14 protein-coding genes are annotated in these 17,627 nt (G+C 44.1%); 8 read left to right on the plus strand and 6 right to left on the minus strand.

The window, feature by feature from the left end; genetic code table 11:
- Positions 1 to 91: 91 nt before the first annotated feature.
- The gene (locus tag ON006_RS27070) at positions 92 to 1,144 is read left to right on the plus strand and encodes an efflux RND transporter periplasmic adaptor subunit (RefSeq protein ID WP_244821312.1); all 1,053 of its coding nucleotides are present in this window, start codon (positions 92 to 94) and stop codon (positions 1,142 to 1,144) included.
- Positions 1,145 to 1,168: 24 nt separating this feature from the next.
- On the plus strand, positions 1,169 to 4,297 hold the full coding sequence (locus tag ON006_RS27075; protein WP_244821313.1) for an efflux RND transporter permease subunit: 3,129 nt from the start codon (positions 1,169 to 1,171) through the stop codon (positions 4,295 to 4,297).
- 138 nt (positions 4,298 to 4,435) lie between these two features.
- On the opposite strand, the gene ON006_RS27080 is transcribed toward ON006_RS27075, so the two are convergent.
- Both ON006_RS27080 and ON006_RS27085 read right to left on the minus strand, forming a co-directional pair.
- A complete protein-coding gene (locus ON006_RS27080) occupies positions 4,436 to 4,759 on the minus strand; it encodes a GIY-YIG nuclease family protein (protein WP_244821314.1) in 324 nt (107 codons plus the stop codon).
- A gap of 147 nt (positions 4,760 to 4,906) precedes the next feature.
- Positions 4,907 to 5,149, minus strand: coding sequence for a hypothetical protein (locus ON006_RS27085; RefSeq protein WP_244821315.1), 243 nt, complete (start codon positions 5,147 to 5,149; stop codon positions 4,907 to 4,909).
- 532 nt (positions 5,150 to 5,681) lie between these two features.
- Between ON006_RS27085 and ON006_RS27090 the strand changes: the two genes are divergently transcribed.
- The 4 genes from ON006_RS27090 to ON006_RS27105 all read left to right on the plus strand — a co-directional run bounded on the left by ON006_RS27090 (position 5,682) and on the right by ON006_RS27105 (position 9,701).
- Positions 5,682 to 6,398, plus strand: coding sequence for a hypothetical protein (locus tag ON006_RS27090; protein ID WP_244821316.1), 717 nt, complete (start codon positions 5,682 to 5,684; stop codon positions 6,396 to 6,398).
- A 291-nt stretch (positions 6,399 to 6,689) separates the two neighbouring features.
- Positions 6,690 to 7,418 carry a hypothetical protein gene (locus tag ON006_RS27095; protein ID WP_244821317.1) on the plus strand — a complete coding sequence of 243 codons (729 nt, stop codon included), beginning with the start codon at positions 6,690 to 6,692 and terminating at the stop codon, positions 7,416 to 7,418.
- Between the two features lie 369 nt (positions 7,419 to 7,787).
- Positions 7,788 to 8,525 carry a hypothetical protein gene (locus tag ON006_RS27100; protein ID WP_244821318.1) on the plus strand — a complete coding sequence of 246 codons (738 nt, stop codon included), beginning with the start codon at positions 7,788 to 7,790 and terminating at the stop codon, positions 8,523 to 8,525.
- A 423-nt stretch (positions 8,526 to 8,948) separates the two neighbouring features.
- Positions 8,949 to 9,701 (plus strand): hypothetical protein, encoded by a 753-nt coding sequence (locus ON006_RS27105; protein WP_244821319.1) that lies wholly within the window; start codon positions 8,949 to 8,951, stop codon positions 9,699 to 9,701.
- Positions 9,702 to 9,794: 93 nt separating this feature from the next.
- On the opposite strand, the gene ON006_RS27110 is transcribed toward ON006_RS27105, so the two are convergent.
- The 4 genes from ON006_RS27110 to ON006_RS27125 all read right to left on the minus strand — a co-directional run bounded on the left by ON006_RS27110 (position 9,795) and on the right by ON006_RS27125 (position 15,212).
- Positions 9,795 to 12,275 (minus strand): glutaminase family protein, encoded by a 2,481-nt coding sequence (locus tag ON006_RS27110; protein ID WP_244821320.1) that lies wholly within the window; start codon positions 12,273 to 12,275, stop codon positions 9,795 to 9,797.
- An 88-nt stretch (positions 12,276 to 12,363) separates the two neighbouring features.
- Positions 12,364 to 12,708: a HepT-like ribonuclease domain-containing protein gene (locus ON006_RS27115; RefSeq protein WP_244821321.1), complete on the minus strand. Its 345-nt coding sequence runs from the start codon at positions 12,706 to 12,708 to the stop codon at positions 12,364 to 12,366.
- Positions 12,695 to 12,985 carry a type VII toxin-antitoxin system MntA family adenylyltransferase antitoxin gene (mntA, locus tag ON006_RS27120; RefSeq protein WP_244821322.1) on the minus strand — a complete coding sequence of 97 codons (291 nt, stop codon included), beginning with the start codon at positions 12,983 to 12,985 and terminating at the stop codon, positions 12,695 to 12,697. Before mntA ends, ON006_RS27115 begins: the two co-directional genes overlap by 14 nt.
- A gap of 115 nt (positions 12,986 to 13,100) precedes the next feature.
- A complete protein-coding gene (locus ON006_RS27125) occupies positions 13,101 to 15,212 on the minus strand; it encodes a protein-disulfide reductase DsbD family protein (protein WP_244821323.1) in 2,112 nt (703 codons plus the stop codon).
- Positions 15,213 to 15,414: 202 nt separating this feature from the next.
- On the opposite strand from ON006_RS27125, the gene argB reads away from it, so the two are divergent.
- Positions 15,415 to 16,206 carry an acetylglutamate kinase gene (gene argB, locus ON006_RS27130; protein ID WP_244821324.1) on the plus strand — a complete coding sequence of 264 codons (792 nt, stop codon included), beginning with the start codon at positions 15,415 to 15,417 and terminating at the stop codon, positions 16,204 to 16,206.
- Between the two features lie 65 nt (positions 16,207 to 16,271).
- Positions 16,272 to 17,600, plus strand: a complete 1,329-nt coding sequence (locus tag ON006_RS27135) for a c-type cytochrome (protein ID WP_244821325.1) — start codon at positions 16,272 to 16,274, stop codon at positions 17,598 to 17,600.
- The last annotated feature ends 27 nt before the right edge of the window (positions 17,601 to 17,627 follow it).

Raw genomic sequence — 17,627 nt, forward strand, 5'->3', positions numbered from 1 at the left:
ATTAATTGTCAATTAAAAACATTCATCGCACCGGCGACCCCGGTCATTCACTCATTCAGTCATTCACTAATTAAGTCATTAGTCATTAGTTATGAAAAGGAAACTCATCATTATAAGCTCCATAGCTGTCATTGGCCTCCTCATCGGCTTCCGTCTGGTTGCCAACAAGTCCAAGATGGACGCAAAGAAGGTAATGCCTGATAATAAGAACGTTACGATTCCCGTGACGGCTGTATCGGTGATCGAAGGCAGCACAGATCAGCAATTGATCCGCACAGGAAGTCTGATTCCGTTTAAACAGGCGGAAATTATGGCTACTTCGGCTGGTAAAGTACTAGCTGTTAAATACGAGCTTGGTACTTACGTTTCTCAGGGCTCGGCACTTGTTAAGGTTGATAGCAAATTGAAAGAGCTTTCTCTGCAAGCTACTGAATTGAATATCAATAAATTGAAAAAAGACACGGATCGTTATAACAAACTTTTGGCGGGAAATGCTGCGACGGAAGTTCAGGTGAACGATACCAAATACAATTACGAAAATGCATTGAACCAGGCTGAACAGATTAAGCAGCAGATCAGTGATGCTTCAATTGCAGCGCCGATCAGCGGCCGGGTTATCAAGAAAAACATTGAGCCGGGCGAGTTTGTGAATGTAGGTACTTCGCTGGGGACGATCCTGGATGTTTCACGTCTGAAAGTACAGGTAATGATCTCTGAGAATGATGTTTACAAATTGAAAGAAGGCCAGCACGTGAAAGTAGGGTCCAGCATTTTTCCTGATAAAAAAATCGACGGACTGATCTCCTACATTGCTCCTCAGGGTGACGAATCGCACAATTATCCGGTGGAAATTGTGATCAAAAACTCAAACCAATTGCGCGCTGGGACATTCGTAAGTGTTGAATTTAGCCAGAAAAGCAGCCAGCAGGCATTGTTGATCCCAAGAAGTGCATTGGTAGAAAGTGTACGTAATCCTTACGTCTACACCGTTGAAAATGGCAAGGCGAAACAACGCAAAATCGAAGTGGGCCGCGAGTTAGGCGACAATATCGAAGTTTTGGCAGGATTGAAAGCGGGTGAAACTGTGATCACGACTGGCCAGATCAATGTGAGTGAAGGCGCGGCAGTGAATGTTACAAAATAGTATCCATCAGCAAATCAGAATGTTATGTCAATCACCGAAGTAGCAGTAAAAAGACCGCTCTTCATCATAGTAGTATTCACGGTGTTGATACTATTTGGTGTGATCAGCTATAAGCAATTGTCCTACAACTTATTACCAAAGTTTGAGGCCAATGTAGTGAGTGTAATGACGACTTACCGTGGCGCGGCTGCGGACGAAGTCGAAACCAATGTGACCAAACATATTGAAGACGCCGTTTCGGCGATCGAAGGTTTGGACCAGATCAATTCAACTTCTCAGGAAGGTGTTTCGTCTGTTATTATTCAATTAAAACAAGGCGTCAGCGTCGATTTGGCGCAGCAGGAAGCGCAACGTAAAGTAGAGCAGGTGATTTCATTACTGCCCGACGATGCCGACCGTCCTGTAATCAACAAGTTCTCAACCGACGAAATACCGGTTTTGAGAATGGGTGTTACGGCAAATTTGTCGCCGTCGCAACTTTACGATCTGATCGACGACAAGCTGAAACCACAGCTTTCGAATGTTACGGGCGTGGGCCAGGTGACGATTATCGGTGGTACCGAGCGTCAGATCCAGGTAAATATCAGCCAGGACAAACTGAAAGCATATCGCTTGTCGATTGCGCAAGTTTCAATGGCGATCAACAATGCAAATACTTCGTACCCAGCCGGTCAGGTGAAAACGCAGGAAGACCAACTTTCGATCCGTTTCGATGCGAAACTGACGACTGTCGAAAATCTTAGAAATGTGATCGTAGGTCGTAACAGTACTGGCGGGCAGATATTTTTGAAAGACATTGCCGAAGTATATGACGGCACGGCCGATGCTACTGCGGTGAACCACATTAATGGTCGCCCGTCTGTGGCTTTGCAGATTCAGAAACAGTCCGATGCCAATGCAGTAGATGTGAGTAAACTGACCCGCGAACGTCTGACGACTTTGGAAAAACAATATGCTTCGTCTGGCTTGAAATTCAATATTGCATCCGACCAATCCATTTACACATTGGCTTCTGCGGACGCTGTGGTGTTTGACTTAGGACTTGCGGTTTTGATCGTATCAGTAGTAATGTTACTATTCCTGCACAGTGTTCGCAGCTCGATGTTTATCCTCGTAGCGTTGCCTTCTTCTATGATCCCGACTTTCATTTTGATGAGCCTACTGGGTTTCTCACTCAATTTGATGACGTTAATGGCGCTTTCGCTGGTGGTAGGTATCCTGGTCGATGACTCGATTGTGGTTTTGGAAAACATCAACCGCCACATGGAAATGGGCAAAAGCAGATGGAAAGCAGCGTTGGACGGACGTGCGGAAATCGGTTTTACGGCCCTCGCGATCACATTGGTGGACGTCGTGGTGTTCGTACCACTTGCATTAACACAAGGCTTGATCGGTAATATTCTGAGAGAATTCTCTCTTGTGGTGGTGTTCTCGACATTGATGAGTTTATTCGTTTCATTCACGCTCACCCCGCTTTTGGCTTCGCGTTTTGGTAAAATTGAAATTTTGGACAAAAACACCCTTTGGGGCAAACTGAACATTGGTTTTGAAAACTTTTTGGATAAAATCAAAGACGAATACGGCAGAATGCTGACTTGGGTTTTGGGTCATAAAAGATATGTTTTCATTCTTTCTCTTGGATTAATTGTGGGCTCAATAGCCTTGGTACCGGGAGGTTTTATCGGAGCAGCATTTATGCAGCAAAGTGACCGTGGAGAATTGAATGTATCCATTGAATTGGCTCCAACCGCGTCTATTTACCAGACGAATCAGGTAGCGCAACGTGTTGAGAAATTGCTTTTGGGCAGAAAAGAAGTTACCAAAGTATTTACGAATGTCGGTTACAGCAGTACAGGTTTAGGAACTACGTCCAACAGTAATATTGCCGATTTGACGGTTCAATTGGTTGATAAAAAGGACCGTACCATGTCGTCAGAGGATTTTGGTACTCAAATTCAGAAGGAGATCCTGCAAATACCTGGCGTAAAAGTGACGGTTGCTCCAACTTCCATTACCGGTAATGCCAACCAGGCGCCGATCCAGGTGGCTGTAAAAGGTACCGACATGGCCGTGATCCGTAAAACAGCAGCGCAGGTGAAACAAATTGTAGCTTCTGTGCCAGGAGCCGCCAACGTGGATTACTCGGTAGACGATCCAAAACCGGAGGTTGGCGTAACGCTCGATCGTGAGAAAATGTCACAATTGGGTATCAATGCTGCCGAAGTAGGGGCTGCATTGCAAACCGCATTCCGTGGTGACGACCGTTCGAAATTCAAGGAAAATGGTAAGGAGTATGACATTATGGTCACTTTGGACCAGTTTAACCGTTCCAAAGCTGATGATATCCGCCACCTGAGCTTTGTAAATAGTGCAGGGCAAGCATTCGAATTATCGCAGTTCGCGACGATCAAAGAAGGAATGGGAGAGAGCGTCTTGCAACGTATCGACCGTTTGTCTTCGATCACCATTAACTCACAGGTAGTAGGTCGTCCATCCGGTTCCATCGGTGCCGACATTCAGGCCAAAATGGCCAATGTGAAACTTCCTGAGGGAGTTTTCATCGAATACCGTGGTGACCTGAAAAACCAGGCCGACGCGTTCGGAAGCCTTGGATTGGCGCTGGTACTCGGTATTGTGCTCATTTATCTGATCATGGTCGCGCTTTACGAAAGTACGATTTACCCATTCGTAGTATTGTTCTCGATCCCGGTTGCATTAGTCGGCGCATTGACAGCATTGGCTTTGACGATGGAAAGTTTAACGATCTTCTCAATCGTAGGTATGATCATGCTCCTCGGTCTGGTAGCCAAAAACGCGATCCTGATCGTCGATTTCACGAACCAATTGAAGGAAGAAGGCCACGCATTGAAAGATGCATTGATCGAAGCCGGCAAAGAACGTCTTCGCCCGATCCTGATGACCACCATCGCCATGATCGCTGGTATGCTCCCAATCGCACTAGCCTCAGGCGACGGCGCGGAAGTGAAAAACGGTATGGCCTGGGTAATCATCGGTGGTCTGACAAGCTCATTGCTGCTGACAGTGTTCCTGGTTCCTAGTGTTTATTATGTTGTGGATAGGGTGAAGGAACGGTTTGCAGGAAGGAAAGCGAAAAAGCAGCAAAAGAAAGAAGAGCTGGTTTTGGAACCGTAAACCACCAAACCAACCTATCCCCCTGAGTCACCCAACGTTGTCCCCCTGAGCGGAGCCGAAGGGAGGACAGGCTAGATATTCGTTAAACTCTTCTATCAAGCAAAATCCCCAAAAAGGGGATTTTGCTTTTATGTGCAACTACTTTTCCTCTGCTTTCTTATTTTTCGAATGCGTCTCATTTTGACATTCTGCCAGAGTGCTCAATTCATCCCAACACTCGTTTGCAATAGCTTCTTTTTTCTTCCTGCTCCATTTTTTAACCTGCTTTTCAAAAGCAATTGCATCATTGATATATTTAAAGCTCCGATAAAATATCAATTGAAGTGGCCGTCGGCTGTGAGTGTAGGCGGTGGGATGTATTCCTGAGGTATGCTCTGTAAATCTTCTTTCCAGATTATTTGTAACGCCCGTATAATAACTGTCGTCGGAGCATTTTAAAATGTAGACATAGTAAATCCTCATCTTGTCGCGTGTCTAGATTAAATCTTTGGACGCTGACTTTGATTAGAAGTAACAGATTTGAGAACTTTAATTTTAACAATGCAAAAAAAAGTAGCCAGGCAACTATTTATACCACCTGACCACTCTTGACAATTCATGACATTATCCCTACGCCGCCTTCATCGCCGCCACATTCTGGCAGAAAAACACTAAATCCCGAAACGTGTAGAAGATTTCCAGCTTGCGTGGATTGTGACCGGCTTGTTGGTCATAGCTCTGAAAACCGCTGTAAATCTCCCAGAGATGCTCAGCCATTTCGGTGGGGGTGTTGAGTTCAAATAATTGTTGCACAAGTTGGCCGTAAGCCAGGGGCAACGAGTCCGGAGACTCGTCAGAGTGTGTTTTGTTCATTTTGCTTGCATTATAGGATGGAAAATGAGGCGCCCTGTTTTAGGTGTCCTAATGTTGCTAAGCAGACATCCGGGGGCTTTCGCCGACCCGCACCATAACAGGGCAGTTCTTCAAAATTTTTCATAAGAGTTAGCATTATAGGAATGCGAATATTCAGATTTTGTGAGGAGAAATGCAAATTGGGGTAGGGGATATTGTGTAATAATCTCTTTCGTTCGTGTTCTACTAAACAAATGGGCAGCGGTTTGTAAAAAGGATCGAACAAATACGTCACCAGGCAAGCGACAAACAGCATTAGTTGTAATATCGCCAAGTACTCTTTGGAGCCAAATAGGAAACTAATAGACATTAATCGATGGCCTTTCCCGTAATAGTTATTGTTAAAAAATTACTATTCGGTAAAAGAGCTACAAGTTTTACCGTGGAATAATCGGGGTCGCCCAGCGGCTCATTATCAGTATCTTATTAAATCAATATAGCCTTGTTTTGTAGCGATTACAAATACAAATATTCAAATACAAAACAGAGGAAAATGAAATTAGTACAAAAACTATCAATTGGACTGAGCGTGGCCTGCGTGATGATGATGAGCAGCTGCTCCAAAGAAAATGCTCTAACCCCTGAGCCCAAAACGGAGCGTGTTAATGAGCATTCGAGCGCGAAGACGGATGCAGTACCCTGGATTGCATCTACAAAGGGTGTCTCAGGCAATAATGCCTTCCCGCAATTTTGGCAAAGACTTAATAACCCCAATTATGCTAGTCCATCAACTCATCCAGCAGGTACTTCCACCCGGACGGGCTTATGGGGGAAAATCTCCTACGCATGGTGGAATCCATTGTCCGCAACGCCAGATAATCCTGCGCCGTCGTTTGTTACCGTCACAACTTCAAGCAAATGGGATGCAAAAAAGATGGCGTTTGCCAGCACTAAAATTAGATTTTTGACGCCGGGTAAAAATTATCATCTCAAATTCTATGTAGCTTCATCAGTTCCAAAAGCGAATGATTCCGGTAAGCTGCCAAGTTTTGCAAAGCAAGGTAATGTTTGGATAGCCAGTAGTGGGCAAGAGTCTCAAAAATATACTGTAGATCTAACAAGCTACAAAAACTGCTGGGTCGAAACAACGATTACATTCAAGGCCAAGTCATCAGAAATGGAGTTTATATTTAGCGCATTGGCGGCCAACGAATCGCAATTTGCATATGCACACGTTTTCGTTGGTCAGGATGCAGTTTGGCAACAGTAGCCTGGGATTTTCAATTTAACCTTGACTGAATAATCGAAGCCGCCTCAGAACATCTGAGGCGGCTTCCTTTTGCTATGGGAAGTATCATTTATTGCCATGTCGATATAAATGGAAGTACATATTAATACTAGCTAGCTATTCGAAAATTACTATTTGTTGTACGATCATGCATTTTCTCCGGGAGATAAGTGAAGCGATCCTCACACTCATTTTATGGCTTTATTTGGCTTTTAAGGCCGTATTTTGTTGCAAGTAGTAAAATTGATTGTTTAACTAAAACAAAGGAGAAAAATGAAATTAGTACAAAAATTACAAATCGGCCTGGCTATCGCTTGTATGATGTTCGCCAGTTGCTCGAAAGACGATCTACAAACGCCCACCCCGCAAACGGAGAGTGTGAACACAAGTTCCAACCTTAGAGTAGATGTAGATGCTCCTCCCCCGTTTATTTCATCAACAAAGGGGTTCACGGGCATTAATATTCTTCCTGCAAACTGGGTGAGGAATGTAGTTGGTGGCTATTCTAATAATCAGCAAGCATATCCGGCAGGCGTTTCTGACAGATTTCGGCTATGGGGAAATCCTTCAATTCCGTTTGTACAAAGTCTGTCCGTAATTCCAGGCGCCACAAGTATTGGCAGTTTTGTTACGGTGACCACCAGGGGTATTTTGGATAAGTCAAACAAATCTTCCGTAAAAACCAAAATCTATAATCTTTCGGTTGGGAAGAAATATGCTCTGAAAGTATATGTATCGTCGACTCTTCCGAAAGGGGATCCGGCAGAATACTCACCAACCTTCGCGAAGAAGGCCTTACTAACCGTGAGTAATCAAGCTGTATCTCAGGAGACCGTTGTGGATCTGACCAATTACAAATTTTGCTGGGTAGAGAAAATTGTCACTTTCACTGCATTGAGCCCACAAATGGATTTTGCATTCTCTGCATCACCTCAATATCCCGGACAGTATGCTTGCGCACACCTCTTTGTTGGATATGGTGCAATTGAGAAGCTAAACTAATTGGAGCTTGCCGTCATTTTGTATTTAATGTAAACGCCGCCTCGGGATCCCGGGCGGCGTTACTTTTTTTGTGTATGCCATCAATGATCAGTATTCATGCAGTGAGTTAGTTAACCGATCAACAAACTAGCAATAACTGTAAAGCTTGTAGATTATTTTTGAACAAAACATTTAACAAATAGAGCTAAATCGAACACTACATCAGCACTAACTACCATTCGAAAATTGCTATTCGGTAAAGAAAACCCTCTTTTTGCCGTCTAATAAGCACCGCCGCCCTCGTGCTCACTTTCAGCACCTTGTTCCGTAAACAAAGGCTTGTTTTGTAGCCAACAACAAAATCAATTGTTTAACTAAAAAACAGCAAAAATGAATTTAGTACAAAAATTGCCGATAGGCCTAAGCCTTGTTTGTGTCATGTTTGTAAGTAGCTGCTCGAAAGAAGACATCCAGACTATCCAACCTCAGACTGGAAGTATCATTACAAGCTCAAATTTAAAAGAGCAAGGAGGAGTTTTAAGCGGGTTACTCGATTTTCCAGCTACGAATGGTCAACCAGGCATTAACACGTTTCCGCCCGATTGGGCAAGGTTGGTAATTAAACTTCCTGACAATTCTAAAGCATTTCCTACCGGAACTTCTACTTTAACACATTTATGGGGGAAAGAGCTAGTGCCGTGGGTGAAGCCACTGCCCAAAATTCTCGGTGTCAGAGATATGTTCTCAATTGTCACAGTTGCAACTAATCATCATTTAACATCGAATATTTCAAATGATTACTCGCGAGTTAAGACCAAAATTAAACAACTGAAAAAAGGGAAAGAATATGCTATTACTTTTTATGTTGCGAGCACGATCAGAAATGTTCCGGGTTTTGTTCCAGCCTATGCAGAACGAGCAGTGTTGCAGATAGGATACGCAAATAGTGTCATGCATTACTACATTAATATGGCCGGAAAAGAAGCTCAATGGATAGCTAATACGATAACTTTCGAGGCTCATGATACGGAGGCGATTTTTACCTTTAGTGCTGACACCGCGCAGCCAGGACAATATTCCTATGCACATATCTTTGTTGACAAGGACTCAATTAAGGAGCTGAATTAAGAAAGTTCCTGTAAAGATTTTGTTATCCCCAACAACATAGAAGACACCCTCTTTGTTTTAAATATGCATTATAATTCTCACTTCCACCGCTCCCCCAAAACTTTCATCCAATACCCTCCAAATAGCACGCTTGGTTGTTCATAGTGTAAGAGGACATACCGTTAGACTTCTAGTTTTAACTAATATTAGTTTGAAGAATTGTAAGCACTTTTCAATAAAAATGGCTAAAAAATAGAGCTAAATCGAACACTACATCAGTACTAACTACTATTCGAAAATTACTAATCGGTAAAGTGAATTCTCTTTTTGCCGCCTAATAAGCACCACCGCCCACCTGCTCACTTTCAAGCCTTTATTCGTAGAAGAAAGGCTTGTTTTGTAGCCAGTAACAAAATCAATTGTTTAACTACAAAAACAAAAAAAATGAATTTAGTACAAAAATTGCCGATAGGGCTGAGCCTGGCTTGTTTGATGTTTATGAGCAGCTGCTCTAAGGAGGATGCTCTGACTCCGGAGCCGCAAACGGAGATTGTTAATGCGCATTCGAGTTTGAAGGAAGGCGCAGCGGCATTAGTGATTACACTTCCCTATTTTCCTTCTACAAAAGGCTCAACAGGACTAGATGTTTACCCAACTGATTGGGAAAGGGACACTCACCCATACTATTCAAATAACTCCCAAGAGTTGCCTACAGGAACATCTAATTTGTCATGTTTATGGGGCAATCCTATGTTGCCTTGGAAAAAAGGTCTCCCCACAATTGCAAGCGGCGCCTCGATCGTTAACTTTGGTTCAATTGTCACAACTACTAGCTATCGCAAAAACGTGTCAAATGGTAAGAATTCGGCAGCCAAGACAAAAATCACTAATCTAAAACCGGGAAAGAAGTATGAAATTTCATTCTATGTTGCTAGTACTATTTGCAGTGTAAATCAAAATGCATTCACTCCTTTGTATGCGAACACAATTTACGTGGACCTGTCAAATGTGAAAGATCCTATTTCCCACGGTATCGATGTTGAGGGTAAAGAAGCAACCTGGGTTAAAAAGACTGTAATTTTTGATGCAATAAGTACTGAAATGAGCATCTCTTTCAGTGCTTTTGTACCTCAAAACGGAGGGTATTCATATGCTCATATGTTTGTAAACAAAAATGCAATCAAACAATTGAACTAGAACACAAAGATTTGTGAACTAGTATTTTTTACAGAGGCCGCGTGAAAATTTTTTCACGTGGCCTCTCTCATTTTATAGTCTAAATGAAACTCCTCACTTCCACTTCTCCCCCAAAACCTTCATCCAATACCCGCCAACCACCGACCTCGCCCGAAAACCAACCGACTTCCCGTCCACTGTTTCATGCCAGTCCGAAAGCGGAATGCGGTCGGGCGTTTCCATTGCGAATTTGTAGACTGGTTTGATCAAAGCTTCGAAATCCTTTGGATCCGATGCCAATGTCGCAGTCCATACGATCCAGTCGGATTTGGTGTATGTTTTGCGGCTGTCTAGTGGGAGGCCGAAGGGTTTTTGTTTGGCGAGGTAATATTTGATCTCTTTTTCGGCTACGGTTTTTGGGAATACATTCAGTTTTAAAAGCTCGTCCCACACAATGTTGTATTTCTGGCTCCATGAGTCTTTGTTGTCGAAAGTCAGCGCGTAGTGATCGCCGCTGTCGGCCAGCTCCATCCACTTTTTCGCGAAGTCTTTTACCAATGCATTTACTTCCGCAGCTTCTTTGGTTTCTCCAAGCTGCTCCGCCATTTTCGCGTAAGATGCCAAACCCATGATTGCCTTGATCGACAAGTTTGCATTACGAGCCAAGTGACCTGCGAAATCATCGGTGCAAAGCTGATTAGCAGGATCAAAACCTTCTTTTTTGAGATAGTTTGCCCAGACGCTCAGTACCTTCCAATGCTTTTTAGCAAACTCAATGTTGTTTTCTGCTTTGCAAATCGCATAGGTCAGTGTTAACATATTTCCGGATTCTTCCACAGGCATGTCCTCGCCGTATGTCTGCCCGTTTGCCAACGGATAAGTCCCCACATCGTGCGCAGCGAAAGGTTTTGTCCATTTACCGCTTTCGGAATAATAGAAGATCGGTTCCAGCATTCCTTTCAGCAAAACCGGATTGTAAAGCAAGAATAACGGTGCCGAAGGATAAGTCACGTCGACCGTTCCAATAGAGCCATTACTGAAATTTTCTTTGGACAAAAACAATGGAGTACCCGCCGGATCTGCGACCAGCTTGTGGGCTGCAATGGCCTGACGGTAAGCCAGCACGCAAAGTTCAGCGTACTGCTTACCACCTGCTTTCAGCGCATCCTGATAAATCATTTCGTCCGTCGCCTCGCATTCTTTCAGGATTTTGGCGAAATCAGTTTCCGCGCTTTTCAACTCACTCTGAATGGTTTTGTTTCCGTCCTTATTCCACCACGGCCGCAGATTTTGACCAAAATATTGAACCGAATACCCATCGTCATAACCAAGCATCAAATGCAGCGACTTTGCCTCTGCGCCGACTTTCTCTGCAAGGACAATCCCCATGGATTTTGTATCTGCATTCGCAGCTGTGGATTGATTTGCATTCACGGCTCCACTTTTCGAAAATGATTTGATCAATTCTTCCGGCGTGCCCAATCCCGAGCTTTTTGCATTCGTTGCATTGGCAGCCAGATACGCGCGGCCCCAGTCAATGCGAACGTCGTCACCTTTTTTACCCAACGGTTTTTGCTCAGTATTACTCAATGAAAGTGTTAAAAGCCCATTCTGAGTTTCGCTCTTACCATTCACTTTTTGGCTCGCATCATTCACAGCCCAGAGCCCCGAAACCGAATTTAATATTTCGACCTGATGCGTTTTTCCGTCCGTTGCTTTCACATCAAAAACCACATAATTAACCGGCCGTGAAACCATATTAAGGTCTTTCAGTATCAATGGAGCCACAAAGCTGGCTTTTAATTTTACAGGCCCTGCTTCAAAGGTATAAATGCTTTGCGTAGCCTTCATTTCAAAAGCGGTTTGCTTCGCTGCGAGAATTACGTCGTCGCCTTTGGGCGCTATTTCGTCAACCAGTCCCACATCGATATACCCTGGACCCACACCGTTTTTACAATATACAGCCAGGGTATTCTTCCCTTTTTTCAAAGCTTTGCGAGCAGAAGCGCTTATTGGCTTAAACTCATAATCACTTGTAAAACACGGCCCGCAATCGTAGGCCGGGACGCCGTTAATGTAAACCTGTACATCGTCGTCATGAAAAATGTTCAGAGTTGGTTTCTCAAAGTCAACCGCGGTCAATGTGAATTCACGACGGTACCAAACTTCTTTCTCGAATTCAGTGCCACTTCTAAGCATCGCGTCATTCTTTTCTTTTGTAGCAAATGGCGCAGGTGCCTGCTTCCAGTTGCTGATGTTATATCCTTCCTTGTACCACCATTCCGGGTCTGGTTTTACGGTTGTAAACTTTGCGGTATATCCGTACTGTTTGGCGGTTGGTAAAATGGTTTTCATCACCGGAGTTGGCGCACCCATAAAACGATATGTTTTGCCATCAACGCGGATCAATCCGTCCATGGGTTGCGGTTTGCCGGTCCAATGTTTGGTATTGGATCCTGCCAGTTCGCTGCCGAAAGACCACACGCTGGTGTATGGATCAATGGTAATGAGCGGGACAGCTGGCGGGCGGAAGGGTTGGGCAAATGTGGTAAGTGTTGCAAAAATGAAGAGTACCAGAAGCCAAGGTCTAGACATTGAATAATTATAAATGTTAAGAAATGAAAAAGGGATCAATTTGATCCCTAAAAATAAGCTAGTGAAATTTATAAAGAGTTATCTGGCGTCACATTATCGATAGCATTCTATCAACAACTATTTTCAAGCCCGGAATTTTGTTAACAACAATGTCCCACACCAGTTCAAGATCAACTCCAAAATATTCGTGAACAATGAAATTCCGGAAAGCGGTAATTCTTCGCCATTCTATTTCAGGATTGTCCAGCTTTGTTTTTTCGGAAATATGATTGGCAGCCTCGCCTACTATTTCCAATTGACGCTCAATCGCGAAGCGTAACATGGCGTCACTGTAAAGATCATCTTTGACCTTTCCCTCAACAAAAGTTTCTATATAGTTAATTGCTTCGAGGATATGCAGAAGCCTTGCTTTGTCATATTCAGACTCTTTCATAAATCAGTTTCTTTTCCTGATCAATTTGAGGCTTAATGTAAGGTGAAAGACCATTCGAACTTACTAAATCAACTGCGGTGCCGAGCAATGTGGTAAGCTGATCTTGCATGTCAAGAAAAGTAAAGAAGTCAGCACCGTTTTCATAGTCAAGATCGACAAGGATATCCAGGTCGCTTGATTCTTTTTGGTCTCCGCGCGCAGCAGAACCGAATATGTAAGCTTTTTTTACCGGCTTATCCTTAAAGAAATGAGCTGCCTTTCTCGCTAATTCTTCCATGTTCTAATCATTTATAGCAAGATACCATTTTTCCGATTTCCGGCAATACAGGATATAAGTGAACCGCCAACTAACAATAACTGTCTGCTTTAGCGGACGGACCTACCAAGAAGAATCATTTCCCAAACGCAGCCTTCCCGCTATCTAAAAACGCTGCAAAATTCGCGGGATTCAAATCGTAATTCTTGGGCTTTACCAGCAAATTCCCTTCATGATCGACCAGGCAATAATGTGGCTGCGCATTGTTATTGTATTTCACGATCTGCAAATCGGCATTCTGGGCACCGATAGTTTTTTTGACTTTGTTGTCGTATTTTGAAGTGTACCAACTCGCTTCAGGCAACTCCGTTTTGTCGTCGACATACAATGCCACGATCACGTAATCGTCCCGCAAACGTTGCTGCACGGCCGGATCTACCCAAACCCTCGCTTCCATTTCACGGCAATTCACGCACCCATGACCAGTGAAATCGATGAAAACGGGTTTGTTGACCTTCCTGGCGTAGGCCAATGCATCTTTATAATCAAAGAAACCATCGAGTTCGTGGGGTAAATGGAAAAGATCGGCATACTTCCGGGCCTCGCCGGGAGCAATGGTAGAGGCAACTCCGGCGGTTCTTTTATTAAGGTCAAAATCCAATGTGGATTGCGGAGGCAGGTAACCAGCCAATGCTTTCAAAGGCGCGCCCCACATGCCGGGGATCATATATACTACGAATGTGAGTGTCACAATGGATAGCAGCAATCTTGGAACGCTTACTTTTTCAGTCGGAGAATCGTGAGGTGTCCTGATTTTACCCAAAAGATAAAAACCTAGCAAGCCGAAAATGACGATCCAGAAAGCCAGATATATTTCTCTGTCTAACAAACGCCAGTGATAAACCTGATCGGCAATGCTGAAAAATTTCAATGCCAATGCCAGTTCCAAGAAGCCCAAAACAACTTTTACAGTATTCAGCCAGCCGCCGGATTTGGGCAAAGATTTTAACCATTGTGGAAAAAGGGCAAACAATGTAAACGGTATCGCAAATGCAGCAGAAAACGACGCCATTCCGATAATAGGTTTCACAACTTCACCACCCGCTGAGGCTACCAGCAAGCTTCCGACAATAGGCCCTGTGCAGGAAAATGAAACCAGTACCAATGTAAATGCCATAAAGAAAACACCAGCATAGCCGCCCTGATCCGCTTTTTGATCCATTTTGTTGACAAAACCGCTGGGTAACACGATTTCAAAAAGACCTAAAAAGGACAGGCCAAATACAAAGAAAATGGCGAAGAAAAGTAGATTAGGAATCCAGTGCGTACTCAGAAAGTTGGCGAAAGCCGGGCCATTTAATCTCGAAACCACAGTACCTATCAATGTATAAATCAACACAATGGAAATGCCGTACATGAATGCTTTCAGCTTGCCTTTTTCCTGATTGGTGAAGTAGCTCACCGTCATCGGAATAATCGGGAAGACGCACGGCGTAAGCAATGCAACCAGGCCTGATAGGAATGCGGCCAATGCAAAACCCCAGAGTGATTTGTCGGTCGTAGAATCTTCCTCGGCCAGTGGATCGGTTGTCGTGGTGTTTTTTATTTCGGTTTTTGAAGCAGAATCGGATGATATATTAGCGGTGTTTGCAGTAGTATCGGTTTCGGGGGTAGCAGAGGTAACGGTTTCAGCGGATGATACCGGAGCTTTGTCATCGGCGGGTGCTGCTGCTCCCACACTAGGCTCTTCGGATGGTCCGGTCGCCGCGGCTACCACCTTTAACCCTTTGAATTCAAAATCATCATTGCCCGGAATACATAGGCCGGTGACGTGACTGCAGGTCTGGTATTCTGAGCTTCCTTTAATGACTGGATTATCAGCGAGTACTTTGATCGTTTGTTTAAAAACGCCTTTTCCTTCGAAATACTTTACATTTCCTCCCCATACCTCCTCAAACTTGGTCTTGGCATTCTGAGGTTTCAGTTTTCCTACTACTTCAAAAGTATTGTTTTTTTCAAAGGTAAAAGTGGTCAGCATTGGTCCCAGGTCCGGATCGAAATCGGAGGAATACATGTACCAATCCTTGTCGATCACTGCGGTGAAAACGAGGTCAACGGTCTCGCCTTTTTTAACTTCCGGCTTCGAAAACGTGTAAGTCCAATGTGCCTTGGCTTTTTGTATTTGTGCGAATGCGGAATAGGTAAGAAAAAGACAAATACCCAGAGAAAGGAAAATACTACGTTTCATGTTGCAGTTTGTGGATTAAGCTGAATGCCTGAGCCTTCGGTTTATCGGCGATGTTATCTATTAATTTGATAGAGTTTTATACGGCTTTGCATACTCAACGTAATTTTGCTAAAAAAATTCATCAATTAAAATTCCCTTTTCTGGCAAAAGTTGTTTCTGCTACCTTTGTCGCCTCAATTTCAGAATAGTAAACAGCGTTTCCATGTCCCAGGCACTTTATGTAGTTAAAATCGGCGGTAATGTCATTGATAATCCCGACGCATGTTCCAAATTTCTGAATGATTTTGCCCAATTGAAAGGGCAGAAGATCCTCGTTCACGGAGGAGGAAAGGTAGCGACTCAAATTGCCGCCAAATTGCAGATCGAAACACAAATGGTGGACGGGCGCCGGATCACTGATAAACCAATGCTGGACGTAGTAACAATGGTATATGGCGGGCTGGTCAACAAGAATCTTGTTGCGCAATTACAGGCAGCAGGAAGTAATGCGATCGGCCTCACCGGTGCTGACGGCGGGATCATACGTTCGGTAAAGCGGCCGGTGAAAACCATTGATTATGGTTTTGTAGGGGATATTGAAGAGGTAAATGGTCAACAGATCAATGCATTGCTTCAGAGTAGCCTTGTTCCGGTCATTGCTCCGCTTACTTATAGTTCTGAGGGACTTTTATTGAATACCAATGCAGATACCATGGCCTCTGCAACTGCCGTAGCGATGTCCGGATTTTATGAAGTAAACCTTATTTATTGCTTTGAAAAGAAAGGCGTCCTGTCTGATCCTGACGATGATAACGCTGTCATTTCATCCCTAAATCCCCAATCCTACGCAGATTATAAAGAGTCAGGAGTGATCAATAAAGGTATGATCCCAAAGCTGGACAATGCATTTGCAGCATTGCAGGCCGGCGTAGCGCAGGTCACGATTTGTCATGCAGATGATCTGGCACAGGCGGTGGCGTCGGCGGCTGGGACGAGGATTTCAATGCAAGGGTAATTATTAAATTTTTTTAAAATTAATTTTCTATTACTAAATTGCATGGGTCAAACCCACTCACTACCATGCTGTTTCGTAAAGTCCTTTTTCTAGCACTTATGTTGTTATGCAACTTGTGCTTGGGCCAGGTACCGGAATTTTATAAGGATGTGCAGCCCATTATTCACGCTAATTGCGTGCCCTGCCACCGTACCGGAGAAGCAGCACCATTTCCACTGATCACTTTTGAAGACGTTACCAAGCGCTCCAAGTTCATCAAGCAGGTCGTAAGCTCCCGTTTTATGCCGCCGTGGAAAGCCGATAATCACTTCAATTCTTTTGCCAATGATCGTTCATTGAGCGATAAGGATATTAAGACCATCACCAGCTGGATCGATGGGGGTACTCCGAAAGGAAAACAAAATCTGAAAGCGGAGCAGGACTTACAGGCGCGGGTGGATGCAGGTACGGCTTACAAAAGAAAGCCTGATCTTAGTCTGAAAATCAAGCAGGCATACCAGGTTAAAGGTGATGCAGCAGAAAGATTTGTAATGTTCAAAATTCCTTTTGAAATGGCGCAGGAAGCCAATGTAGAAGCCATTGAATTTACCTCGAATAACAAAAAACTCATTCACCACGCCAATTTCGCGATCCACCCCGTACCTGACGCGTCTGTTGATCTTCATAATTCCGTTGACTTCGTTGATCTGAATGGCCCGTCGGCTGACAAATATTACGAGTGGGTGAAGTACAAGAAGGAAATGACTTACTATGGTGGCTGGATTCCCGGTACGACTGTGGAGACTTACCCGGAAGACATGGGCTGGATAATGCCGAAACGCGGCGTTGTGCTGGTTACGGTACATTTCGGGCCTTCGTCCATTGATGCCGAAAGCATTGATGGCGTCAATATTTTCTTTAAAAGCACCCCGATAAAAAGAAAAGTAAAGGTGATCAGTCTGGGCTCGGGTGGTATCGGCGAAAAAGATATCAGTCCGCCATTTATGATTTTTGCCGATGAAGTGAAAAGCTTCCGGTTGAGAATCGCTAACAACCAGCCTGATGTTTCATTGCTGTATGCTTGGCCACACATGCATTATCTGGGCAAGGAGTTTAAAGCATATGCAGTGGCCGCACCCGGCGATACTGTGAAACTGGTTCATATCCCCGCCTGGGACTTCCGCTGGCAGGAGATTTACAAATACAAAAAACCATTGCTGTTGCCCAAGGGCGCAGTGGTGCACGTGGAGGGTACTTATGACAATACCGCCTCCAATCCGGCCAACCCGCACAATCCGCCACAGCTGGTCATGTCGACGGGGAATATGCGCAGTGATCAGGAAATGTTGACATTGATTTTGATGTATGTGGAGCGCGAGGCCGGAGATGACAATCTGGTTTTTAAATGGAACTGAAATTTCACCGGATTCTTTTAACCGTAC

Source organism: Dyadobacter pollutisoli (assembly GCF_026625565.1).
Classification (GTDB): Bacteria; Bacteroidota; Bacteroidia; order Cytophagales; family Spirosomataceae; genus Dyadobacter; species Dyadobacter pollutisoli.

Bases quoted from the DNA above. Each gene is read 5' to 3' on its own strand.
- ON006_RS27070 (WP_244821312.1), top strand. From the start codon at position 92: ATGAAAAGGAAACTCATCATTATAAGCTCCATAGCTGTCATTGGCCTC.
- ON006_RS27075 (WP_244821313.1), top strand. From the start codon at position 1,169: ATGTCAATCACCGAAGTAGCAGTAAAAAGACCGCTCTTCATCATAGTA.
- ON006_RS27080 (WP_244821314.1), bottom strand. From the start codon at position 4,759: ATGAGGATTTACTATGTCTACATTTTAAAATGCTCCGACGACAGTTAT.
- ON006_RS27085 (WP_244821315.1), bottom strand. From the start codon at position 5,149: ATGAACAAAACACACTCTGACGAGTCTCCGGACTCGTTGCCCCTGGCT.
- ON006_RS27090 (WP_244821316.1), top strand. From the start codon at position 5,682: ATGAAATTAGTACAAAAACTATCAATTGGACTGAGCGTGGCCTGCGTG.
- ON006_RS27095 (WP_244821317.1), top strand. From the start codon at position 6,690: ATGAAATTAGTACAAAAATTACAAATCGGCCTGGCTATCGCTTGTATG.
- ON006_RS27100 (WP_244821318.1), top strand. From the start codon at position 7,788: ATGAATTTAGTACAAAAATTGCCGATAGGCCTAAGCCTTGTTTGTGTC.
- ON006_RS27105 (WP_244821319.1), top strand. From the start codon at position 8,949: ATGAATTTAGTACAAAAATTGCCGATAGGGCTGAGCCTGGCTTGTTTG.
- ON006_RS27110 (WP_244821320.1), bottom strand. From the start codon at position 12,275: ATGTCTAGACCTTGGCTTCTGGTACTCTTCATTTTTGCAACACTTACC.
- ON006_RS27115 (WP_244821321.1), bottom strand. From the start codon at position 12,708: ATGAAAGAGTCTGAATATGACAAAGCAAGGCTTCTGCATATCCTCGAA.
- mntA (WP_244821322.1), bottom strand. From the start codon at position 12,985: ATGGAAGAATTAGCGAGAAAGGCAGCTCATTTCTTTAAGGATAAGCCG.
- ON006_RS27125 (WP_244821323.1), bottom strand. From the start codon at position 15,212: ATGAAACGTAGTATTTTCCTTTCTCTGGGTATTTGTCTTTTTCTTACC.
- argB (WP_244821324.1), top strand. From the start codon at position 15,415: ATGTCCCAGGCACTTTATGTAGTTAAAATCGGCGGTAATGTCATTGAT.
- ON006_RS27135 (WP_244821325.1), top strand. From the start codon at position 16,272: ATGCTGTTTCGTAAAGTCCTTTTTCTAGCACTTATGTTGTTATGCAAC.